The sequence below is a fragment of the Kitasatospora sp. NPDC053057 genome (genome assembly GCF_044546945.1).
Classification (GTDB): domain Bacteria; phylum Actinomycetota; class Actinomycetes; order Streptomycetales; family Streptomycetaceae; genus Kitasatospora.
Genome location: NZ_JBITZP010000020.1, coordinates 34,633 through 55,744 on the forward strand (window position 1 = coordinate 34,633; position 21,112 = coordinate 55,744).

The window sequence follows — 21,112 nt, forward strand, 5'->3', positions numbered from 1 at the left end:
CCTCTCGGTTCGTCGTCGGGCCTCAGCCTGCCCGTTGCGGGCGTGTCGGTGTGAGCGCCGATGAGGCACTCGCTCTGTGACGGTGTGCACAGAACTCTCGTGCGGATCAGCGGACTTGGCCGGGCCTCCGGAGCAGTTCGGGGCGCGCGATGACCAGCGAGCGGCGGCTCGTGACGACGATGCCGCGGTCCCGCAGGGACTTGAGCAGCCGAGCGACGGCCTCCCGGGAGGCGCCGACCGAGCCGGCCAGTTCCTGCTGGCTGAGCGGGACGGACACGACGATGCCCTCGGGGGTGCGGCGGCCGTGGGTGCGGGCGAGTTCCAGCAGCAGGTCGGCGAGCCGTTCGCTGACGCTGAGCGAGGCGAACTTCAGCCGGTGGTGGTCGGCGGCGCGCAGCCGGTCGGTGGAGAGCGCCAGCAGCTGCATCGAGGCCGCGGGGGTGCGCTGGAGGTAGGCGGTGAACGCGGCCCGGTCGACGGCGGTCGTCTCGACCTGTTCCAGCGCGGTGACGGTGGCCGCCCGGGGCCTGCCGCTGAGGGCGGCGGATTCGCCGACGATGTCGCCGGGGCCGCGCAGGGCGAGCAGCGCCTCGTACCCGTTCTCGGCGGCGGCGGTCACCTTGAGCCAGCCGCGCAGCACGAGCAGGACGTGGTCGGAGGGTTCGCCCTCGCGCAGTGCGGTGGCCCGCGCGGGGTAGTCGAGCCGGCGGCCGAGGGCGAGCAGTGCGGTGCGGTCGGCGTGGTCGAGCCGGGCCAGGAAGGGCACGCGGTCGTCGAGGCCGTGACCGGTCGCGGGACCTGGTCCGCCGGGCGGCGTGTTGGCCATGCCTGATCAGCCCTCGCTGGGTTCGCCTTGGCGCGGTCGGGCTCGGGAACGGTGGAGCGCGGGCCAACAAGTTACTCGCGAAGCGGCCCCTCCGCCGGTGAATCCGCGAATTCCCCTCGACCTCCCTCCCCCTCGCGGGGGAGCCGCGGGAACCGCTCCGGCGGGGGAGGTGGCGGAGGGGGCGGCCGCGGGAGGCTTCTCGGTGTCGGGATGACGGGGCTTGCGAAGGGGGCCGGACATGAAGCGGGTGCTGGGCGCGGTGGCGATCACGGCGGGGGTGCTGGTCGGGATGTCGGGCTGTCTGCCGATCGGGGACGACCAGGAGCACCGGACGGTCGGCTACGGCGTGGCCGAGCAGGTCAAGGAACTGGTGATCGAGGGGCAGAACGGCGGTGTGGTGGTGACCGGCGGCGGCGAGGCGGTACACGTGGTCGAGGACCAGAACTACCGGGGGGACGCGCCGAAGAGCACCCACGAGGTGAAGGACGGCGTGCTCCGGCTGACGTATGACTGCGACTCCTGCGGGATCGGGTACACCGTCAACGTGCCGGCCGGGACCAAAGTGCGGGTCAAGGAGACGAACGGCGGCATCAAGCTGTCCGGGCTGGCCGCCGACGCCGAGGCCGACGTGAAGAACGGCGGGGTCGAGGCCAGCGGGCTGACCTCCCCGCAGGTGCGGCTGACCGCCGTGAACGGGGGCGTGCGGGCCGACTTCGCCAGCGCGCCGTCGAAGCTGGAGGCGACGACCTCGAACGGCGGGGTGAATCTGAAGGTGCCGTCCGGGGAGGCGTACACGGTGGACGCGCAGGCCACGACGGGCGGGACCGACGTGAGCATCCCCTCGCAGCCGGGCGCGGCGCACAGCATCACCGCGCGGGCGGAGACCGGCGGTGTGACGGTCAGCGGTGTCTGACCGGGCGGTGCCGGAGGTTCTGCCGGTAGGGCATGATCTTCTCCGCGGGGGCGGGGTCCCCGGGTACGGGGGAGGGGCGACGGTGGAGCGCGCGGCGCGTTGGCGGAGCCGTACGGCCGGGCTGAGCCCGTACGTGCTGGACACCTTCCTGGCGGTCTGCTCGGTGGCGGTGTCGGTGTGGTCGGTCTACAACGACGACACGCACTGGCCCTGGTGGGTGTACCTGCTGGCGGTGTCCACCTCGGCGTTCCTGCCCTGGCGGCGCCGCGCCTCGCTGGCCCTGCTGCTCGTCGGCAGCGTGCCCTCGGTGGTGCTGTCGGTGGTGGCGCACTCGGCGAACCCGCAGGTGCCGCTGTACGCGGTGATCGGGATGTACACGGTGGCGGAGCGCTTCCCCGACCGGCAGCGCTGGACGGTGCTGGCGGTGGTGGTGGCCGCCAACGTGATCGGCACCCACTCGCCGAACGGCGCGCTGTTCAGCGTGCTCACCTCGGCGGGCTCGTTCGTCTTCGGCGCCCTGGTGCGCACCCAGCGGCAGTTGGTCCGGGTGGAGGCGGAGCGGGCGCGGGAGGCCGGGGTGCGGGCGGCCAGCGAGGCGGCCCAGGCGGTCGCGGAGGAGCGGGCCCGGATCGCCCGGGAGATGCACGACATCCTGGCGCACGCCGTCTCGCTGATGGTCATCCAGGCCGAGGCCGGGCCGCTGGTGGTGCGCGACAACCCGGACCGGGCGATCCGCGCCTTCGACACCATCGCCGACTCCGGCCGCGACGCGATGGTCCAGCTGCGGCGGGTGCTCGGGGTGTTGAAGGACCCGGAGGCGGGCCGGGAGCTGGCGCCGCAGCCCCGGCTGGCCGAACTCGCGGACGTGGCCGAGCGGGTGCGCCGGTCCGGCCTGGGGGTCGAGCTCGAACTCGCGGACGGGCTGGGCGCGCTGCCCGCCGACGTCGAGGCGGCCGCGTTCCGGATCGTGCAGGAGGCGCTGACCAACACCGTCAAGCACTCCGGGGCCGACCGGGCCGCGATCCGGGTGCGGTGCTCCGGCGAGGTGCTGGAGGTGGTGGTCTCCGACAACGGCCGCGGCGTGCCGCTGACCGCCGACCGCACGGTGGCCGGCTGGTCCGGCGGGCGCGGCCTGGTCGGCATCCGCGAGCGGGCGGCGGCCTGCGGCGGACGGGCCGAGGCCGGTCCCGGGCCGGAGGGCAGGGGTTTCCTGGTGAGTGCCCGGCTGCCGCTGGGGCCGGCGGGCGTGGTGGAGAGGGTGGGCGGATGATGCCGATACGGGTGGTGGTCGCGGACGACCAGGAGCTGGTGCGGGCCGGGTTCGGGATGATCCTGGACGCCCAGCCGGACATCGAGGTGGTGGCCGAGGCCTGCGACGGCGCCGAGGCCGTCGAGGCGGTGCGCGCGCACAACCCGGACGTGCTGCTGCTGGACGTCCGGATGCCGGTGATGGACGGCCTGGAGGCGGCCCGCCGGGTGTGCGAGGAGTTCCCGGCCACCAAGGTCATCATGCTGACCACCTTCGACATCGACGACTACGTCTTCGACGCGCTGTACGCGGGCGCCAGCGGCTTCCTGCTGAAGGACGTCCGACGGGACGACCTGGCGCACGGGGTGCGGATGGTCGCCTCGGGGGAGGCGCTGCTCGCGCCCTCGGTGACCAAGCGGCTGATCGGCGAGTTCGCCGCCCGCCGGCCGGGCGGCCGGGAGCGGGCGGTGCGGCCGCCGTCCAAGCTGCTGGAGCAGCTGACCCTGCGCGAGCGGGAGACGCTGCGGCTGATCGCGCGCGGGCTGTCCAACGCGGAGATCGCGGCCGAGCTGGTGGTCAGCGAGCACACCGTGAAGACCCACGTCAGCAATGTGCTGAGCAAGCTCGGGCTGCGCGACCGGGTGCACGCGGTGGTGTTCGCGTACGAGGCCGGGGCGGTGGTGGTGGGGGAGTCCTGAGGCACTCCCCCGCACGGGGGAGGCGCCGGGTTCGCCGGTGCGGGCGATCCGCGACGAGGGGCTCGGCCGGAAGGCTCTGGGGTGTCGGAACGGACACGGCAAGCGGACCCGGACAGCGGTCCCGCGGGCCACGGACACCACGGGAGAACCTCGCATGAACGCCCTTCGGAACAGCCGCCTCGCCGCCTACGCCGCCGTCGGCGCCCCCGCGCTGATGGCCCTCTACGGCGGGATCCGCCTGGTGCCCGGCTCCCGCGAGCCGGGCCTCGGCTGGACCGCCGGGCACACCGCGATGTTCGCCGGCCTGCTGCTGTTCGTCCCGGTGCTGCTCGCTCTGCGCGCCCTGCTGGCCCCGCGCGGCACCACGGCCGGGAAGCTGGCCGCGAACGCCGCGCTGGGGACGGCGTTCGCGGGCCTGCTGGCCTCGCTGGCGCAGATCGGGATCGACCTGTACGTCGGCGTGGTCTCGGCGGCCAAGGACGAGCAGTCGCGGCTGTTCGAGCGGATCCAGGACGTCCCCGGGGTGCTCCCGGCGGTGTACAAGGTCGGCCCGCTGCTGTTCTACGTCGGCCTGCTGGCGCTGCTGGTCGCCGCCTCGGTGGGGGCGGGCCGGACGCTGCGCTGGTGGAGCCCGGTGCTGATGCTGGCCGGCACGGTCGCCTCGGCGGCCGACCTGGCCTTCATCCCGCTCGCCGCCGCCTGCTACCTCGGCGCCCTCGCCCCGCTGACCCGCTCGGCCACCGCCCTGCGCCCGGCGCTGGCCTGACCGGCCGTCGGCCTTCAGCTCATCCGGAACACCGGCCCGCGCGGAGTGAACGGCAGCCCGGCCCCGCGCGGGACGAGGAAGGCGTGCTCGCGGCGCACCCGCAGCACGTCGCACTCGCCGTCGGTGATCACCAGGACGGGCGCCCCGGGCGGGAAGTCCTCGGCCCGCTCCAGCAGGTCGATGCCCGGCTGGAGGACGGTACCGCCGCGACCGTGCACCCGGAGCCGCCCGGCGATCTCCTCGACCGGGAGGTACCCGGCGTCGTGCGGGGCGGCGTCGCAGTGCACCACCCGGGCGGCCGGGACGTCCCGGGCGGCGGCGTACGAGGCGATCGCGCCGAGCGCCTTGCCGAGCAGCGTCCGGTCCATCGAGCCCGAGGTGTCCAGGACGACCCCGAAGGTGCAGCGCGGGACCTCCTCCTCGGGGTGGTAGCGGCCGGCCCGGGGGATGTCCGGGGTGGCGGACTGCCGACGGGCCGGGCGGGAGTAGCTGCGCACCGGCTCCGGGCGCGGCACGAACTCGTCGAACCAGCGCGCCAGCCGGGCGTCCCAGGGCAGCGGGGGGTGGGCGAGCGCGCGGATCTCCTCGACCAGCCCGGCCGGGAGCAGGCCGCGGTCGCGCTGGTGCAGCTCGAAGCCCTGCTGCAGCCCGCGCCGGTAGAAGTCGTCGAGGTCCACGTAGGTGCGCCGGTCGCGGACCAGCGGTTCGCCGAGGACGTCCGGACGGTTCTTCCCGGCCAGGGTGGCGAGGCGGCGGATCCTGCGCTGGTCGCGGGCGATCCGGTCGTACACCTCCTCGGCCGACAGGCCCTTCAGCTGAGGGTCGTGCAGCAGCCCGTCGGGCATCTCGCCGACGCCCATCTCCAGCAGCCAGCCGTTGATGACGTAGTCGGCGGCGACGTTGAACAGGAACGGGTCCCGCCCGCCGCGGCGCTCGCCGTGCCGCAGGGCGGCGTGCAGGATCTCGTGGCCGAGGATGAACCGCCACTCCTCGTCGGAGTGGTGGCGCAGCGGGTTGACGTAGATCTCGCCGACCTCGGCGTTGACGGCGGCGACGGCGATGTCGTGCGCCCGGGCGAGTTCGGCGTCGGCCACGACGGTGAGACCGGCCGCGATGCCGCCGAGCAGGGGGTACGAGGAGACGAACCAGTTGAGCGCCCTGGTCCAGGGCCGCTCGGGCAGGCGCTCGCCGGTCTCGGTGTCGATCCGCCCGCCGGCCCGGTCCATCGCGGCGGACATGGTGCGGGTGAGGGCGGCCGCGAAGGCCGTCTGCCAGTCCTCGGGCGCCTGGGCGTGGCCGCGCCACTCCACCAGCAGCTGGTCGCAGCCGCCGGTGCCGGCCGTGCCGGCCGTCCCGGCGGCCCCGGCCGGCGGCAGGCCGTCGCGGCGCCAGCGGGCGGCCAGCTCCTCCTCGTCGCCGCCCGGGTACTCCTGGGGGAGGGCGACCGGGGCGCGGCCGACCGGGAAGGTGGCGAGGAAGCGGTTGACCACGGCGCAGCGGGCGGCGGCCGCGTGCGGGTCGGGCTGGACCCGGGTGCCGCGGGCGCCCGGGAGGTGGCCGAAGCCGAGGTGCAGCAGGCAGTGGGCCACCACCCAGGCCCACTCCTCGGGCTCGGCCCGGCGGCGCGGGTTGACGTGCACGGTGCCGTTGGAGTCGACCACCGCCCAGCCGTCCGGCGGGGCGGTGGTGCAGTCCGGGGTGCGGCAGAGGTCGGCGCGCAGGGCGGCGAAGGCCGGGTTGCGGCGCAGCAGTTGGACGCCCTCGGCGAAGGCCTCGGCGCCCGGGTCCGGCTTCTTCGCGGCGGAGGGCTTCACCGGCGGGCCTCGACCAGCCGGGGCATGTCCCGGGCGGCCTCGATCAGGAACCAGGAGGGCAGCACCGGGTTGCCGTCCGCGCCGTCGGCGATCACCGTCTGGGCGACCTCCACCGAGATCTCCGCCAGCTGCACCAGCAGCGACTTGGCCCGGAAGGCGGTCTGCCGCTGCGCCCCGGAGGCGTGCTCCTTGCGGGCGGGCAGCTCCTTGACCAGGCGGCCGCGGAAGGCGTCGGCCAGGTAGTAGAGCAGGTCGCGGTCCTCCAGCCGGTGCGGCCAGCGGGCGTCGCCCTTGAGGATCGCCTCCAGGCCGTAGGAGTTGCGGACGATCTTCGCGTAGCCGCAGAAGGCGACCGCGTGCGGTGCGCTGAGCAGCCCGTACGTGACGACCTTGAGGGTCTCCTCGTCCAGGGTGGGGCCGAAGGAGTGCAGCGCGTCGGAGAGCATGTGCCAGGCGCGCGGGGTGGAGAACGGCTCCTCGGTCTTGGGCGGGGCGGACCACAGGTGGTCGGGCCGGTCGGTGAGGTGGTCGACGATCCAGGGGTGGATGCCGGCGCCGGCCGCCCAGCGCAGCCAGTCCTCGGCGCTGGCCCGCAGATGGACGTGGACCATGCGGTTGACCAGCGCGGACGCCATCGGGCGGGCGAGCGCACCGTCGGTGGCGCGGTTCCCGGCGCCGATCACGATCGAGCCGGGCGGCAGCTCGTACGAGCCGATCCGGCGGTCCAGGATCAGCGAGTAGAAGGCCTTCTGGACGTCCGGCGAGGCCGCGTTGAGCTCGTCCAGGAACAGGCAGTACGGCTCGTCGCGGGCGATCTGCTCGGGCGGGCAGAACCGGGAGCGGCCCTCCGGGGTGAGCTGAGGGACGCCGATCAGGTCCTCCGGGGCGAGCTGGGTGCCGACCAGGCTCACGCACTCCAGGCCCAGCGACTCGGCGAACGCCCTGACCAGGGAGGACTTTCCGATCCCGGGGGCGCCCCAGAGGAACACCGGGCGGACGGTGGCCAGGCCGAGCAACAGCTCGGGGATCTGGGCGGGCGAGACGCTGACTGCTCCCTGCACGGGGCTCCTTCACGGCAATGATGGTGACCGGCCCAGTCTGCGGCGGGAGTTGGCCGGGCGCACCGGATTTTCGGTGGCCGCGGGCGGCGCGCGGCCGTACCGTCCGGGGTATGAACGCGAAGCGCCCCCTGATCGCCGTGCTCACCGGCGCGGGCATCTCGACCGACTCGGGCATCCCCGACTGCCGCGGCCCGCAGGGGCTTTGGCAGAAGGACCCGTCGGCGCAGAAGCTCGTGACCATCGGCCCGTACCTGGCCGATCCGGAGGTGCGCCAGCGGGCCTGGCTGCTGCGCCGCGACGCCGGTGCGCTGGCCGCCGAGCCGAACGCCGGGCACCGCGCGCTGGTGGACCTGGAGCGCTCCGGGCTGCCGGTGCGGGTGCTCACCCAGAACGTGGACGGGTTGCACCAGCGGGCCGGCCTGCCCGCCCGCAAGGTGCTCGAACTGCACGGCACCGCGCGGGAGGTGCAGTGCGTGCGCTGCCGGGTGACCGGGTCGATGGAGGAGGCGCTGGCGCGGGTCGAGGCGGGCGAGCCGGACCCGGCGTGCCGGGAGTGCGGCGGCATCCTCAAGCCGCGCACGGTGATGTTCGGGGAGGCGCTGGACCCGGTGGTGCTCCAGCAGGCCGACGCGATCGCCAAGGCCTGTGACCTCTTCCTCGCGGTGGGAACGAGCTTGCAGGTCTATCCGGTGGCCTCGCTGCCGCAGATCGCCGTGGAGCACGGCGCCCGCCTGATCGTCATGAACGGTGAGCCCACCCCCTTCGATGAGGCGGCGGACGAGGTGATCCGGGAGCCGATCTCAACCGCTCTCCCGGAGCTGGTGCGGAAAGTGCTCGCAGAACAGGCTTAAAAACGGACGTACCGCGTGCATACGATGATCCTTCCGGCTCCCCCTCACGGCCTGGAGATCGACCGATGACGACGACGGCGAAGTTCGACCCCTGGTCGGCGGCGTTCGTGGCCCACCCGTACGACGCGTACGCCGAACTGCGCGAGCACGCGCCGGTGGCGTACCACGAGCCGACGAACCAGTGGCTGGTCTCGCGCCACGAGGACGTCAGCGCCCTGCTGCGCGACCGGCGGCTCGGCCGCACCTACACCCATCGGTTCGGCCACCAGGAGTTCGGCCGCCCCGAACCCGACCCGGCGCACGAGCCCTTCCACACCCTCAACGACCACGGGCTGCTCGACCTGGAGGCGCCCGACCACACCCGGATCCGCCGCCTGGTCTCCAAGGCCTTCACCCCGCGCATGGTCGAGGGACTGCGGCCGACCGTCAAGCGCCTGGCCGGGGAACTGGTCGACGGGCTGCTCGCGGCCGGCGGCGGCGACCTGATCGCCGCCGTCGCCGAGCCGCTGCCGGTCGCCGTGATCGCCGAGATGCTCGGCGTGCCGGAGGGCGACCGGCACCTGCTGCGCCCCTGGTCCGCCGACATCACCGGGATGTTCGAGCTCAACCCGAGCGAGGAGGTCGCCCGCCGGGCCGTCACCGCGAGCATCGAGTTCTCCGACTACCTGCGCGCCCTGATCCGCGAGCGCCGCACCGCCCCCGGCACCGACCTGATCAGCGCGCTGATCCAGGCCCAGGAGGGCACCGACGCGCTCAGCGAGCAGGAGATGGTCTCCACCTGCGTGCTGCTGCTCAACGCCGGCCACGAGGCGACCGTCAACACCACCGGCAACGGCTGGTGGGCGCTGTTCCGCGACCCCGGCGAACTCGCCCGGCTGCGCGGTGACGTGGACGGGCTGCTGCCCACCGCCGTCGAGGAACTGATGCGCTGGGACACTCCGCTGCAGATGTTCGAGCGCTGGGTGCTGGAGGACGTCGAGGTCCGCGGCGTCACCATCCCGCGCGGCGCCGAGATCGCCCTGCTCTTCGGCTCCGCCAACCGCGACCCGGAGCGCTTCGCCGACCCCGACCGCCTCGACCTCGGCCGCACCGACAACCCGCACATCACCTTCGGCGCCGGAATCCACTTCTGTCTGGGCGCACCGCTTGCGAGACTGGAGCTCACCGAGTCCTATGGAACGCTGCTGCGCCGGGCCCCGGGCCTGCGGCTGGTCCGCGAGCCCGAGTGGAACCCGGGCTACGTGATCCGCGGGCTCAAGGAACTGCTGGTCGAAGTCTGACAGCCGAGAAAACTGACAATCGAGAAGTCCGACGACTGAGGGGGAGAAGGCCGTGGGCAAGGCGACGGGGGCGCTGCTGGGGCTGGCGATCGGCGACGCGATCGGCCGGGTGACCGAGTTCAAGAGCGTCGAGGAGATCGCCGCCGTCCAGCCGGACTGGCGGCAACTCCCGTTGCCGAAGAAGGCGTTGGTCACCGACGACACCCAGATGACGCTCGCCCTCGCCCGCGGCCTGCGCACCGCCCTGGCGCGCGGGCCGCTCACCCCGCTGCGCCTGGAGCGGCCGGTCCGCGAGGAGTTCGTCGACTGGTGGCGCTCCCCGCAGAACAACCGCGCCCCCGGCATGACCTGCCTGCGTGCCTGCGAGCGGCTCAGCCACGACGAGTACCGCTGGCAGCAGGCCAGCGACGTCGGTTCCAAGGGCTGCGGCGCCAACATGCGGGTGGCCCCGATCGGGCTGATCCGCGAGCTGGACGCCCGGCAGCTCTCCGGCGCCGCCCAGCTGCAGTCCGCGCTCACCCACGGCCACCCGACCGCCCTCGCCGCCAGCGACCTCACCGCGTACGCCGTGCGCAAGCTCGCCGAGGGCGTCCCGCCCGCCGGGCTGCCCGCGGTGCTGCGGGCGTACGCGCTGGCGAGCCGCGAGCGGTACGACGAGTTCTGGCTCGGCGACCTCGCCGACCGCTGGTACGGCGCGTCGCCGCAGGCCGTGCTCGCCCGCGGCTGGGACGACTGCCTCAAGGTCCTCGACCAGCTGCAGGCCGCGCTCGCCGCGCCCGACCTGGAGGCCGACCCCTGCCTGGCCACCGGCGAGGGCTGGGTCGCCGAGGAGGCCTTCGGCACCGGCCTGCTCTGCTTCCTGCTGCTGCCGGACGACCCGGTGGCCGCCGTCCGCCGGGCCGCCTACTCCAGCGGCGACTCCGACTCGCTCGCCTGCCTGGCCGGCGCCTTCGCCGGTGCGTACCACGGCGAGGCGGTCTGGCCGGGGGAGTGGGTCGAGCGGATCGAGCACCGGGACGAGCTGCTGGAGCTCGGGGCGCTCTGGGACTGAACTCCGGGATCGAGTCGGAACCCGATCCCGGGGCAGTGCGTCGAAGGGCCATGACGAACAGCCGCACCGGAACCCGTCGTCGCACCCCCCGCCGCCCGGCGGCGCTGCTCCTCGCCGCCGCCCTCGCCACGCCGCTGGTCGCGGGCTGCGGCAGCACCGGGGCCGCCACCGGCACGGAGCTGAAGGCATCCGCGCCGGCCGGCCGGCCCGCGGTGGACCCGGCCCAGGTGGCCGCCACCGCGCAGGGCACCGACGCCTTCGGGCTGGACCTCCTGCACGGCCTCACCGCGACGCCGGACGGCGCCGGGCGCAACACCGTGGTCTCGCCCGTGGGGCTGGCCACCGTGCTCGGGATGCTGTTGCCCGGCGCCCGCGGCGCGACCGCCGAGGAGCTGGCCAAGGCCCTGCACACCGACCTCGGCCCGAAGCAGTACGCCCTCGCCGTCGGCGCGCTGGACCGCCCCGCCCCGGCCACCGACAAGGTCACCCTGCGCGAGAGCGACGAGGTCTGGGCGAAGCAGGGCATGGCCGTCTCACCGGACTACCTGGCCACCCTCGCCACCGCCTTCGACGCCGGGGTGCACACCACCGACTTCGCCAAGAACCCGGAGGACGCCCGCAAGGCGATCAACGCGGCCGTGGAGAAGACCACCGAGGGCCGGATCAAGGACCTCATCCCGTCGAACGCGATCACCGCCGACACCCGGCTGGTCCTGACCGACGCGCTCTACCTCAAGGCGAAGTGGGCCTCCGAGTTCAAGCCCGCGAACACCGCCGACCGGCCCTTCCACAAGCTCGACGGCTCGACCCCGGCCGTCCCGTCGATGAGCCAGCACGGCGACTTCAAGTACGCCGACGGCTCCGGCGGGATCGTCGGCGAGCCCTGGCAGGCCGTCGAACTCCCCTACGCGGACGGCAACCTGGCGATGGACCTGATCGTCCCCGCGCAGGGCGGCTTCGCGGCCTTCAGCAAGGGGCTGGACCAGCCCCAGCTGGACCGGATCCTCGGCGCCCTGGCCGAGCAGCCCGTCGACCTCCAGCTGCCGCGCTTCCACTTCGACACCTCGAACGAGCTCAGCTCCGCGCTGCGCTCGCTCGGCGTCCACGCGGCCTTCGAGAAGCCCGACTTCGGCGGCATCGCCCAAGAGCCGCTCGGCCTCAGCGCGGTGCTGCAGAAGGCCACCGTCGAGGTCGACGAAGGCGGCACGGTCGCGGCGGCCGGCAGCGGTGCCGTGGTCGCCGGGGCGGCGGCGCCGTCCCCGCGCCAGCCCGCCCAGCTGCACATCGACCGGCCGTTCCTGTTCCTGATCCGGGACACCTCCACCGGCCGGCCGCTGTTCCTCGGTCAGGTCACCGACCCGCAGGCGAAGTAGCTCCTACCAGGCCGGGTAACGCCCGCCGAGCGCCGGGTGGGCCGGGTCGCGGCTGCCGAACAGCACCAGCAGGTCGTCCGCGACCGTCAGCAGCTCGGCCCGCCCCTCGACCGCCCGGACCCACTCGCCGGGCAGTGCCGAGGCGCCGTACGCGGCCCCGACCAGGTTGCCGCAGACCGCGCCGGTGGAGTCGCTGTCCCCGGAGTGGTTCACCGACAGCAGCAGCGCGGTGCGCACCGGGTCGGGGTCGAGGGTGGCCGCCAGCAGCGAGTACACCCCGATGGCCAGGCACTCCTCGGCGATCCAGCCGAGCCCGACCCGCTCCACCGTCTCCGCCGCGGGCTCGGCCTCCTGGGCCAGCCGCACCGCCCGGGCCAGTGCCTGGACGGTCTCCTTGGAGCTCGGCAGCTCGCGGATCTGCTCCACCGTCTCGCCGACCGCCGCCCACGGCTCCGTCCCGGCCGCCAGCCGCTCGACCAGTGCCGCGAAGGCGCCCGCCGCGAGGTAGCCGGTCGGGTGCCCGTGGGTGAGCTGGGCGCACTGCACGGCCAGCCCGAAGGACTGCTCCACGCCGAGCCGGGCCAGCCCGAACGGCGCCGAGCGCATCACCGTGCCGCAGCCCTTGGAGCCGGGGTTGATCGGCCCCGGCCGTCCGATCGCGGACGGCGCCTCGAACTCCGGGTGCTCGGACACCCCGCTCAGGCAGGCGTTGCCCGGCGCCCGCCGCGCGTACAGGAACGGCCGGCTCAACAGCCAGCCGTCGTACGGGCGGGGCTGGGGCTCGGTGTCCGGCGAGTGCTGGTACTGGGTCTGCAGCCAGCGCCGGTAGGCGCCGTGCATGGCCTCCGGCACCGAGCCGCCGCCGCCCGTCCAGCCGCGGACGAAGCCGCGGATCAGGCCCTCGGCGGTGAACAGCGTCATCTGGGTGTCGTCGGTGACCTCCACCGGCCCGCCGTTCGCGGCCGGGAGCGCGGTCACGCCCTGCGGTCCGAACCGGTCCTGGATCTGGTGCAGTTGCTGGAACTCCACCGGCCAGCCCAGCGCATCGCCGATCGCGCCGCCGAGCAGCGCACCGCGCACCCGGTCCCGGTATCCCGACTCCGCCGCCGACTCCGTCACGTCGAATTCCCCCTTCGTTCGTGGCGGGTCGTTTCTATCAGGCTGGCCGTCAGGTGTGGATCTCGCCCCGCCCGTGCAGCGCGGCGCGGTCGGCCGCGGCCCGCCCGGCGGCCCAGCCCTCGCCGTCGCTGACCCGGACCCGCTGCGAGACCAGTTTCGGGAACAGCCTCCCGACCTCCTCGTCCACCGCCGCCGAGCGGGCGGCCAGCGCGGGCAGCAGCCGCTCGTCCGGCAGCAGCTGCTCCTCGGTGCCGTCCTCGCGCAGGTGGCGGCCGGCCGCGGCGGCACTGGTGGTCCGCTCGGTGGCGGCGGTCAGCCGCTCGCGGATCCGCGCCGCGTACGCGACCAGGAAGGACTGCCGGAACGCCTTGCTGCGAGAGTCCTTGCCGGAGCCGGCCTTGTTGAGCGCGTGGGTGGCCTGCACCAGCAGCGAGGTGTAGAGCAGCTCGACGCCGTCCAGGTCGCCGTCGAAGCCGATCACGGTGCAGAAGCCGAACTCCTTCGCCCACACCACCCGGCACCGGTTCGCCGCCGCGACGGCGTCCAGCAGCATCGTCTTGGGGCCCTCGTACGGGTTGTCCACGCCGATCCGCAGCGCCGCCGGGGTGTCCCGGTCGGCCGCGGCGGCGGCCACCAGCGCCTCGTCGATGCTGTGCTGGGCCATCAGCTGCTGGGCCTTGGCGGTCAGCGCCTCGGCCTCCTCCGGGTACTCGGTGGACTCGGCCTTGGCCAGCAGCGCCCGGATCCGGGCCAGCATCCGCGGCTCGCCGGCCAGTGCTCCGGGATGCTGCGGCCCGGCGGGGCGCCGCACCGTCGCCGACTGGCCCGCCTGCCCCGGGGCGGGGCCGACCGGGGCGATCGGGGGCAGCCGGCCCCAGCTGCGCAGCAGCTCCAGGACGGCGGTGGCGAGCGCGAAGCGGTCCAGCCGGTGCCGGTGGGCGAACGCCCCGAGGTACTGCTCGTCGGCCGGCCACCAGACCTCGGCCTCCAGCTCGCGCAGCTGCTCCTGCCAGCGCCGGTCCAGGCCCGCGGCGGGGTGGCGGCGGCCCTCGGCGGCGATCAGATCCACCGCGAGCGCCAGGTGGACGGGCTTCAGCCCGCGCCGCACCACCCGCACCAGGTCCGCCGGGCGCCACCCGGCCGACCAGCAGCGGCCCACCGCGGTGTCCGCGTACCCCAGCAGCGCCCGGCTGACCGCCGGCCACTGCCCGACCGAGGCGGCCAGCAGCGAGGCCCCGGTGTCCAGTGCGAGGTCCAGCCCCTCCTCGGGGGCGGTGAGCACCGACCGCACCGCCTGCTCCAGCAGCGGCCCGGCGTTCCCGTCGCCCTGCTGCTGCGCGCGCTTGCCCACGGTGTGTCCCTGCTCTCCTCGACGGTTCGGCCCCTCCGGCCCATGATGCCGGAGGGGCCGGGGAGACCGATCTACCGCTCGATGGCCTTGGCCATGATCTCCGGGATCCGGTCCAGCAGCCGGGAGGCCGCCAGTCGGATGCCCAGGGTGGCGATCAGGCCGCCGTACAGCGGGCCGAGCAGCAGCAGCGGCCAGGTCGGCCCGTCCGTGCCGAGCGCCCAGAACAGGTAGCCGCCGACCGGCAGGGCGAGCACCGCGACGCCGATCATCGAGCCGAACTGGTTGAGCAGGATCAGCCCGCCCTGCCCCGGGGCGGCGTTGCGCATCGGGTTGCTGTCGGCCGGCATGGTGTACGGCGCGAGCACGCTGAACACCGAGCCGAGCGCGATGCCGCAGCCGAGCACCGCGACCGCCAGGCCGACCGCGGACGGCAGCCCGGCCCAGTCGCCGGTGACGGCGGCCAGCACCAGCCCGAGCACCACGGCGACCGGGACGGCGTACGACAGCACCGCGTACGCCCGGCCGCGCAGCTCGTCCCGGGCGTCGGCCGGGGTGCGCAGGGTGGCGGCGACCATCCAGAACGCCGAGCCGTCCATGCCGAACAGGTTGAGCATCTGCAGCCCGAGGAAGGTCCCGGTCATCGCCAGCAGGTAGACGCTCGACCAGCCCTGGACCACCGACAGCACGCAGATCACCAGCGTCATCCCGACGCTGGTGAACAGCGCGGCCTTGGCCCGCGGCTCGCGCCAGGCGTATCGCAGGTGCCGCTGCATCACCGCGCCGGTGCGGCCCTCGGGCAGGAAGCGCCAGCCGCCCGTGTTCTGTACCCCGCGCGCCACCTCCACGGTGGAGGCGTCGGCGGTGACCATCAGCTCCCGCAGGCTGCCGCGCCACCAGCGCAGCAGCAGGACGAGCAGCGCGCCGGCCGCGGCCAGCTGGAGCAGCCCGAGCGCGTAGTGGCCCTCGCCGACCGTGCGCGGGGCGTCCGCCGCGCTGATCGGCGGGATCCAGCGCAGCACCGAGGCGATCGGCTTCAACGGGCTGAGGTCGATGTCCTTGTCGTGCCTGCGGCCGAAGATGCTCTGCGAGCCGACGTTGGCGGCCTGGACGAGCAGGGCGAAGGCCAGCCCGCCGAAGATCGCGAAGTCCTTGCCGCGGCGACTGGAGAGCATCCGGGCGTTCCCGGCCGCGACCGCCCGGGACAGCGTGACCAGGCAGAGCAGCGCGAGCGGCACCCCGACCACCGCGGCCGCGGCCGAGGCGCCGCCCACCGCGCCGGACAGCACCGCGCCGGTCACCAGCACCAGGCTGATCAGCGGACCGGGCCCGATCAGCGAGGCCAGCAGCGATCCGCGCAGCAGCGGGCCGGGCCGCAGCGGCAGCATGGTGAGCCTGGTCGGGTCGGCGCTCTCGTCGCTGGAGAACAGGAACAGCGGCAGCGCGGCCCAGCCCAGGGTGAGCACGCCGAGCAGCATCACCCCGGTGTCCCCGGACCCGGCGTAGCGCCCGTTCAGCACCGCCATGCCGAAGGCCATGCCGCTCGCGACGACCAGGCCGAGGACGCCGCCGATGACGTACACGGCGGTCCGGCCGGGGCTGCGGCGCAGCCCGTTGCGCAGCAGCCGCAGCTTGAGCGCGACCAGGCCGCGCACCACCGTCCGCCCGTCGGGCACCGTCGCAGTCGTCACTGGATGCTCCCGGACTGCCCGCCACCGAGCCAGCCGAGCGCCTGCCCGTCGTCCTCGCGGACGCCGATCAGCTCCAGGAAGGCCTCGTGCAGGCTGCGCCCGTCGCGGACGGAGTCCAGCGGTCCCTGGGCGATCACCCGGCCGGCGTTGACCACGGCGACCCAGTCGCAGAGCTGCTCGACCAGTTCCATCACATGGCTGGAGAAGACCACCGTGGAGCCGGCCGCCGCGTACCGCTTGAGTACGCCGCGGATGGTCTGGGCGGAGACCGGGTCGACGCCCTCGAAGGGCTCGTCCAGGAACAGCACGTCGGGGTTGTGCAGCAGCGCGGCGGCCAGGCCGATCTTCTTGCGCATGCCGGTGGAGTAGTCGGCGACCAGCTTGTCGGCGTCCCGGGCGAGGTCCAGGACGGCCAGCAGCTCCTCGGTGCGGCGGTCCACCTCGGCGGCGGGCAGGCCGCGCAGCCGGCCGGTGTACTGGAGCAGTTCGCGCCCGCTGAGCCGCTCGAACATCCGCAGGCCCTCGGGGAGGATGCCGATCCGGGCCTTGACCGTGACCGGGTCGGCCCACACGTCGGTGCCGTGCACCAGCACGGTGCCCTGGTCGGGCCGGAGCAGGCCGGTGACCATGGACAGCGTGGTGGTCTTGCCCGCGCCGTTCGGCCCGACCAGGCCGATGAACGCCCCGGCGGGCAGTTCCAGGCTGAGCCCGGCCACGGCGGCCTGGCTGCCGAAGTGTTTCCACAGTCCTTGGATGCTGACGGCGGACGGGGTGCCCGGTCCGCCGTGGCCGGCCGGACCGGGTTCGGAGGGCGACGGTGCTGACGCCTGCATGGCGGCCTTCTGTCTGTGGTCGTGGGTGGACGAACGGGTGGACGTACGGGTGGTCGGGCGGTTGCTCCCGGCCCAGCCTGTCACCGCGGCAACGGGCTGTCGCCCGCTTTGAGCATCCCCTGAGCGTGCCCGCCGACCGGGTGGGGCGGGCCGCCCCCGGTGGCCGGGTTCCGGCGGTCGCCGGTTCGATCCGGCAACTACTCAGTTCCCTTGTTCGTCCTGCACTATGAGGAGCAGTGAGCGCGCGGGGAGCCGCGCTGCCAGGAGGTGGCGGATGTCCGTTCAATCGTGGGGCGAGTCCGGCCCCGCCCATCGGCACGGCCACCAGCCGGCGGCCGCCGGCTGGCAGCCCGCGCCGCCACCGCAGGCGGCGATGCGGGCGAGCCACGCGGACCGCGACCGGACGGTGGACGTGCTGAAGGCGGGGTTCGCCGAGGGCCGGCTGTCCGTCCAGGAGTACGAGCAGCGCCACGAGGCCGCGGCCCGGGCGCTGACCTACGGCGAACTGGCCGCGCTGGTGGCCGACCTGCCGAGCGGGCCGATGGCGGCGCCGCTCCAGTCCGCGCAGCCCGTTCCGGCGACCTTCCTGGTGTCGCCGCCGTTGCCGCAGATCCGGCCCACCAACGTGCTGGCGGTGGTCTCGCTGGTGTGCAGCCTGATCGGGCTGTCGCTGCCCGCGGTGGTGACCGGCCACATCGCCCGCTCGCAGATCCGCGAGCGCGGCATGGACGGCGACTGGGCGGCGGTCCTCGGCCTGGTGCTCGGCTACCTGGGCAGCGCCTTCTGGACGCTGATGATCCTGCTGGCCGCCGCGTAGCGCGCCCGCCGCCCCCCGCCGCCGCCGCTCCGCTGGCGGGCACCCGCCGACTGTGGTAGAGCAGGTGAAGGGCGGCCCGACACCGGCCGGTCGCGTACGGGACACCGAGGCGACACCCGGCCGTAGGCCGCGACCTGCGGCGTTGCATTTGTTTTGACCGAGCCCCATGCGCTAGGTACGCTCTGACCTTGTGCCTGGGGTGTCCCCGGGTCCTTGTGCGTGCATGCACACCGGCCGCCGCGCCGAGCCGGAGCGCTTCCCAGCGCACCGCGCGTAGAGCGCCGTCGCTGTACATCAGCCATGGGATTCCGTGTCGGAAAACGCCCAACACACCCGACCGCGTGGGTCGACCACGGGGTCGTGTGCGAGGGAGACACCGCAGGTTAGTTCCACCAAGCCTTGGCACAAAGAAAACGGAGAAACGGTGCCTACGATCCAGCAGCTGGTCCGAAAGGGCCGGCAGGACAAGGTCGAGAAGAACAAGACTCCCGCGCTGAAGGGCTCCCCGCAGCGCCGTGGGGTCTGCACGCGTGTGTACACGACCACCCCGAAGAAGCCGAACTCGGCTCTCCGCAAGGTCGCCCGTGTGCGCCTCACCAGCGGGATCGAGGTCACCGCTTACATCCCGGGCGAGGGCCACAACCTGCAGGAGCACTCCATCGTGCTGGTGCGCGGTGGTCGTGTGAAGGACCTTCCTGGTGTCCGCTACAAGATCATCCGCGGTTCGCTCGACACCCAGGGTGTCAAGAACCGCAAGCAGGCTCGCAGCCGCTACGGCGCCAAGAAGGAGAAGTAAGAATGCCTCGTAAGGGCCCCGCCCCGAAGCGCCCGGTCATCATCGACCCGGTCTACGGCTCCCCGGTCGTCACCCAGCTGGTCAACAAGATCCTGCTGCACGGCAAGCGCTCCACCGCCGAGCGGATCGTGTACGGCGCCCTTGAGGGCGTCCGCGAGAAGACCGGCTCGGACCCGGTCGTCACGCTGAAGCGTGCGCTGGAGAACGTCAAGCCGGCCCTCGAGGTCAAGTCCCGCCGTGTCGGTGGCGCGACCTACCAGGTTCCGGTCGAGGTCCGTCCGGGCCGTGCCAGCACCCTGGCGCTGCGCTGGATGGTCGGTTACTCCCGCGCCCGTCGCGAGAAGACCATGACCGAGCGTCTGATGAACGAGATCCTCGACGCCAGCAACGGTCTGGGCGCTTCCGTGAAGCGTCGCGAGGACACCCACAAGATGGCCGAGTCCAACAAGGCCTTCGCGCACTACCGCTGGTAGTCCGTACCCCGTCACTAGACAGAGAGAGAACGAGCCACCATGGCTGCAACCTCCCTTGACCTCGCCAGGGTCCGCAACATCGGGATCATGGCGCACATCGACGCGGGCAAGACCACCACCACCGAGCGGATCCTGTTCTACACCGGTGTCTCGTACAAGATCGGTGAGGTCCACGATGGCGCTGCCACCATGGACTGGATGGAGCAGGAGCAGGAGCGCGGCATCACGATCACGTCGGCCGCGACGACCTGCCACTGGACGGTCGACGGCGTCGACAACACCATCAACATCATCGACACCCCGGGTCACGTCGACTTCACCGTCGAGGTGGAGCGTTCGCTGCGCGTCCTCGACGGTGCCGTGACGGTGTTCGACGGTGTCGCCGGTGTCGAGCCCCAGTCCGAGACCGTGTGGCGGCAGGCTGACCGCTACGGCGTCCCGCGCATCTGCTTCATCAACAAGCTGGACCGCACGGGCGCGAACTTCTTCTTCTGCGTCGACACCATCGTGGAGCGCCTCGGCGCCACCCCGCTGGTGATGCAGCTGCCGATCGGTGCCGAGGCGGACTTCCAGGGCGTCGTCGACCTGGTCCGCATGAAGGCGCTGGTCTGGTCGGCCGAGGCCGCCAAGGGCGAGATGTACGACGTCGTCGACATCCCGGCCGAGCTGCAGGAGCAGGCGGACGAGTACCGCACCCAGCTGATCGACACCGTCTCGAACGTCAGCGACGAGATCATGGAGCTCGCCCTCGAAGAGGCCGAGATCCCGGTCGAGCTGCTGCAGGACGCGATCCGCAAGGGCACCCTGAACTCGGACTTCACCCCGATCTTCTGCGGTACCGCCTTCAAGAACAAGGGCGTTCAGCCCCTGCTCGACGCGGTCGTCAAGTACCTGCCGTCGCCGCTGGACATCGAGTCCATCGAGGGCACCAAGCCGAACGACCCGGAGACCAAGATCTCCCGTAAGGCTTCGGACGACGAGCCGCTGGCCGCGCTGGCGTTCAAGATCATGTCCGACCCGCACCTGGGCAAGCTCACCTTCGTCCGGATCTACTCCGGCCGCCTGGAGTCCGGCACCTCGGTGCTGAACGCCGTCAAGGGCAAGAAGGAGCGCATCGGCAAGATCTACCGCATGCACGCGAACAAGCGTGAGGAGATCGAGTCGGTGGGCGCCGGCGACATCGTCGCCGTCATGGGCCTGAAGCAGACCACCACCGGTGAGACGCTGGCCGACGAGAAGAACCCGGTCATCCTGGAGTCCATGGACTTCCCGGCCCCGGTCATCCGCGTCGCCATCGAGCCCAAGTCCAAGGGTGACCAGGAGAAGCTGGGTGTCGCCATCCAGCGTCTCGCCGAGGAGGACCCGTCCTTCCAGGTCAACACGGACGAGGAGACCGGCCAGACCATCATCGCGGGCATGGGCGAGCTGCACCTCGAGGTGCTCGTCGACCGTATGCGCCGTGAGTTCAAGGTCGAGGCCAACGTCGGCAAGCCGCAGGTCGCGTACCGCGAGACGATCCGTCAGGCCGTCGAGCGCATCGACTACACCCACAAGAAGCAGACCGGTGGTTCCGGTCAGTTCGCCAAGGTGCAGATCGCGATCGAGCCGCTCGAGCAGGCCGAGGGCTACGAGTTCGTCAACCAGGTCACCGGTGGCCGCGTGCCGCGGGAGTACATCCCGTCGGTCGACGCCGGTTGCCAGGAGGCCATGGAGTTCGGTGTTCTCGCCGGCTACCCGCTGCAGGGTGTCCGCGTGAAGCTGCTCGACGGTCAGTCGCACGACGTCGACTCCTCCGAGCTCGCGTTCAAGATCGCCGGTTCGATGGCCTTCAAGGAAGGCGCGAGGAAGGCCAAGCCGGTCCTCCTCGAGCCGATGATGGCCGTCGAGGTCACCACGCCCGAGGACTACATGGGCGATGTGATCGGCGACATCAACTCTCGCCGTGGCCAGATCCGGTCCATGGACGAGCGTCACGGTGCCCGCGTCGTCACGGCGCTGGTGCCCCTCTCCGAGATGTTCGGCTACGTCGGTGACCTGCGCAGCAAGACCTCTGGTCGCGCGAGCTACTCGATGCAGTTCGACTCGTACGCCGAGGTCCCCAAGGCCGTGGCTGAGGAGATCATCGCCAAGTCGAAGGGCGAGTGACGTCCCGA

19 protein-coding genes are annotated in these 21,112 nt (G+C 73.0%); 12 read left to right on the forward strand and 7 right to left on the reverse strand.

Annotated elements, in window-relative coordinates; all coding sequences use genetic code 11:
* Window positions 1-106 precede the first annotated feature (106 nt).
* Window positions 107-826 carry a Crp/Fnr family transcriptional regulator gene (locus ACIG5E_RS21630; RefSeq protein WP_396535619.1) on the reverse strand — a complete coding sequence of 240 codons (720 nt, stop codon included), beginning with the start codon at window positions 824-826 and terminating at the stop codon, window positions 107-109.
* A gap of 238 nt (window positions 827-1,064) precedes the next feature.
* Between ACIG5E_RS21630 and ACIG5E_RS21635 the strand changes: the two genes are divergently transcribed.
* The 4 genes from ACIG5E_RS21635 to ACIG5E_RS21650 all read left to right on the forward strand — a co-directional run bounded on the left by ACIG5E_RS21635 (window position 1,065) and on the right by ACIG5E_RS21650 (window position 4,452).
* Window positions 1,065-1,739, forward strand: coding sequence for a DUF4097 family beta strand repeat-containing protein (locus ACIG5E_RS21635; protein ID WP_396535621.1), 675 nt, complete (start codon window positions 1,065-1,067; stop codon window positions 1,737-1,739).
* A gap of 82 nt (window positions 1,740-1,821) precedes the next feature.
* Complete coding sequence (locus ACIG5E_RS21640) at window positions 1,822-3,009, forward strand: sensor histidine kinase (protein ID WP_396535623.1); 1,188 nt, start codon at window positions 1,822-1,824, stop codon at window positions 3,007-3,009.
* Window positions 3,009-3,686 (forward strand): response regulator, encoded by a 678-nt coding sequence (locus ACIG5E_RS21645; protein WP_396535779.1) that lies wholly within the window; start codon window positions 3,009-3,011, stop codon window positions 3,684-3,686. The genes ACIG5E_RS21640 and ACIG5E_RS21645 overlap by 1 nt, the downstream gene beginning before the upstream one ends.
* Before the next feature lie 154 nt (window positions 3,687-3,840).
* Window positions 3,841-4,452: a hypothetical protein gene (locus tag ACIG5E_RS21650; protein WP_396535625.1), complete on the forward strand. Its 612-nt coding sequence runs from the start codon at window positions 3,841-3,843 to the stop codon at window positions 4,450-4,452.
* A 14-nt stretch (window positions 4,453-4,466) separates the two neighbouring features.
* Here the strand turns inward: ACIG5E_RS21650 and ACIG5E_RS21655 are convergent, their stop codons facing one another.
* Window positions 4,467-6,266 (reverse strand): hypothetical protein, encoded by a 1,800-nt coding sequence (locus tag ACIG5E_RS21655; protein ID WP_396535627.1) that lies wholly within the window; start codon window positions 6,264-6,266, stop codon window positions 4,467-4,469.
* The gene (locus ACIG5E_RS21660) at window positions 6,263-7,327 is read right to left on the reverse strand and encodes an ATP-binding protein (RefSeq protein WP_396535629.1); all 1,065 of its coding nucleotides are present in this window, start codon (window positions 7,325-7,327) and stop codon (window positions 6,263-6,265) included. Before ACIG5E_RS21660 ends, ACIG5E_RS21655 begins: the two co-directional genes overlap by 4 nt.
* A gap of 110 nt (window positions 7,328-7,437) precedes the next feature.
* On the opposite strand from ACIG5E_RS21660, the gene ACIG5E_RS21665 reads away from it, so the two are divergent.
* The 4 genes from ACIG5E_RS21665 to ACIG5E_RS21680 all read left to right on the forward strand — a co-directional run bounded on the left by ACIG5E_RS21665 (window position 7,438) and on the right by ACIG5E_RS21680 (window position 11,882).
* On the forward strand, window positions 7,438-8,178 hold the full coding sequence (locus ACIG5E_RS21665) for an SIR2 family NAD-dependent protein deacylase (protein WP_396535631.1): 741 nt from the start codon (window positions 7,438-7,440) through the stop codon (window positions 8,176-8,178).
* A 65-nt stretch (window positions 8,179-8,243) separates the two neighbouring features.
* Window positions 8,244-9,458: a cytochrome P450 gene (locus tag ACIG5E_RS21670; RefSeq protein ID WP_396535633.1), complete on the forward strand. Its 1,215-nt coding sequence runs from the start codon at window positions 8,244-8,246 to the stop codon at window positions 9,456-9,458.
* Window positions 9,459-9,510: 52 nt separating this feature from the next.
* On the forward strand, window positions 9,511-10,509 hold the full coding sequence (locus tag ACIG5E_RS21675; RefSeq protein ID WP_396535635.1) for an ADP-ribosylglycohydrolase family protein: 999 nt from the start codon (window positions 9,511-9,513) through the stop codon (window positions 10,507-10,509).
* A 50-nt stretch (window positions 10,510-10,559) separates the two neighbouring features.
* Window positions 10,560-11,882 carry a serpin family protein gene (locus tag ACIG5E_RS21680; RefSeq protein ID WP_396535637.1) on the forward strand — a complete coding sequence of 441 codons (1,323 nt, stop codon included), beginning with the start codon at window positions 10,560-10,562 and terminating at the stop codon, window positions 11,880-11,882.
* A gap of 3 nt (window positions 11,883-11,885) precedes the next feature.
* Here ACIG5E_RS21680 and ACIG5E_RS21685 read toward each other — a convergent pair whose 3' ends face one another.
* The 4 genes from ACIG5E_RS21685 to ACIG5E_RS21700 all read right to left on the reverse strand — a co-directional run bounded on the left by ACIG5E_RS21685 (window position 11,886) and on the right by ACIG5E_RS21700 (window position 16,873).
* A complete protein-coding gene (locus ACIG5E_RS21685; protein ID WP_396535639.1) occupies window positions 11,886-13,001 on the reverse strand; it encodes an ADP-ribosylglycohydrolase family protein in 1,116 nt (371 codons plus the stop codon).
* A 49-nt stretch (window positions 13,002-13,050) separates the two neighbouring features.
* The gene (locus ACIG5E_RS21690; protein ID WP_396535641.1) at window positions 13,051-14,352 is read right to left on the reverse strand and encodes a DUF2786 domain-containing protein; all 1,302 of its coding nucleotides are present in this window, start codon (window positions 14,350-14,352) and stop codon (window positions 13,051-13,053) included.
* A 71-nt stretch (window positions 14,353-14,423) separates the two neighbouring features.
* Complete coding sequence (locus ACIG5E_RS21695; RefSeq protein ID WP_396535643.1) at window positions 14,424-16,040, reverse strand: transporter; 1,617 nt, start codon at window positions 16,038-16,040, stop codon at window positions 14,424-14,426.
* Window positions 16,037-16,873 (reverse strand): ABC transporter ATP-binding protein, encoded by an 837-nt coding sequence (locus tag ACIG5E_RS21700; RefSeq protein ID WP_396535645.1) that lies wholly within the window; start codon window positions 16,871-16,873, stop codon window positions 16,037-16,039. The genes ACIG5E_RS21695 and ACIG5E_RS21700 overlap by 4 nt, the downstream gene beginning before the upstream one ends.
* A 274-nt stretch (window positions 16,874-17,147) precedes the next feature.
* On the opposite strand from ACIG5E_RS21700, the gene ACIG5E_RS21705 reads away from it, so the two are divergent.
* The 4 genes from ACIG5E_RS21705 (at window position 17,148) to fusA (ending at window position 21,104) form a co-directional block, all read left to right on the forward strand.
* Window positions 17,148-17,690, forward strand: a complete 543-nt coding sequence (locus ACIG5E_RS21705) for a DUF1707 and DUF4190 domain-containing protein (RefSeq protein WP_396535647.1) — start codon at window positions 17,148-17,150, stop codon at window positions 17,688-17,690.
* 424 nt (window positions 17,691-18,114) lie between these two features.
* The gene (gene rpsL / locus ACIG5E_RS21710; RefSeq protein ID WP_014144289.1) at window positions 18,115-18,486 is read left to right on the forward strand and encodes a 30S ribosomal protein S12; all 372 of its coding nucleotides are present in this window, start codon (window positions 18,115-18,117) and stop codon (window positions 18,484-18,486) included.
* A 2-nt stretch (window positions 18,487-18,488) separates the two neighbouring features.
* The gene (gene rpsG, locus ACIG5E_RS21715) at window positions 18,489-18,959 is read left to right on the forward strand and encodes a 30S ribosomal protein S7 (RefSeq protein ID WP_030055803.1); all 471 of its coding nucleotides are present in this window, start codon (window positions 18,489-18,491) and stop codon (window positions 18,957-18,959) included.
* Window positions 18,960-18,998: 39 nt separating this feature from the next.
* Window positions 18,999-21,104: an elongation factor G gene (fusA, locus tag ACIG5E_RS21720; protein ID WP_396535649.1), complete on the forward strand. Its 2,106-nt coding sequence runs from the start codon at window positions 18,999-19,001 to the stop codon at window positions 21,102-21,104.
* Window positions 21,105-21,112: the final 8 nt, after the last annotated feature.

Bases quoted from the DNA above. Each gene is read 5' to 3' on its own strand.
- ACIG5E_RS21700 (WP_396535645.1), bottom strand. From the start codon at position 16,873: ATGCAGGCGTCAGCACCGTCGCCCTCCGAACCCGGTCCGGCCGGCCAC.
- fusA (WP_396535649.1), top strand. From the start codon at position 18,999: ATGGCTGCAACCTCCCTTGACCTCGCCAGGGTCCGCAACATCGGGATC.
- ACIG5E_RS21630 (WP_396535619.1), bottom strand. From the start codon at position 826: ATGGCCAACACGCCGCCCGGCGGACCAGGTCCCGCGACCGGTCACGGC.
- ACIG5E_RS21645 (WP_396535779.1), top strand. From the start codon at position 3,009: ATGCCGATACGGGTGGTGGTCGCGGACGACCAGGAGCTGGTGCGGGCC.
- ACIG5E_RS21650 (WP_396535625.1), top strand. From the start codon at position 3,841: ATGAACGCCCTTCGGAACAGCCGCCTCGCCGCCTACGCCGCCGTCGGC.
- rpsG (WP_030055803.1), top strand. From the start codon at position 18,489: ATGCCTCGTAAGGGCCCCGCCCCGAAGCGCCCGGTCATCATCGACCCG.
- ACIG5E_RS21705 (WP_396535647.1), top strand. From the start codon at position 17,148: ATGTCCGTTCAATCGTGGGGCGAGTCCGGCCCCGCCCATCGGCACGGC.
- ACIG5E_RS21670 (WP_396535633.1), top strand. From the start codon at position 8,244: ATGACGACGACGGCGAAGTTCGACCCCTGGTCGGCGGCGTTCGTGGCC.
- ACIG5E_RS21635 (WP_396535621.1), top strand. From the start codon at position 1,065: ATGAAGCGGGTGCTGGGCGCGGTGGCGATCACGGCGGGGGTGCTGGTC.
- ACIG5E_RS21680 (WP_396535637.1), top strand. From the start codon at position 10,560: ATGACGAACAGCCGCACCGGAACCCGTCGTCGCACCCCCCGCCGCCCG.
- ACIG5E_RS21665 (WP_396535631.1), top strand. From the start codon at position 7,438: ATGAACGCGAAGCGCCCCCTGATCGCCGTGCTCACCGGCGCGGGCATC.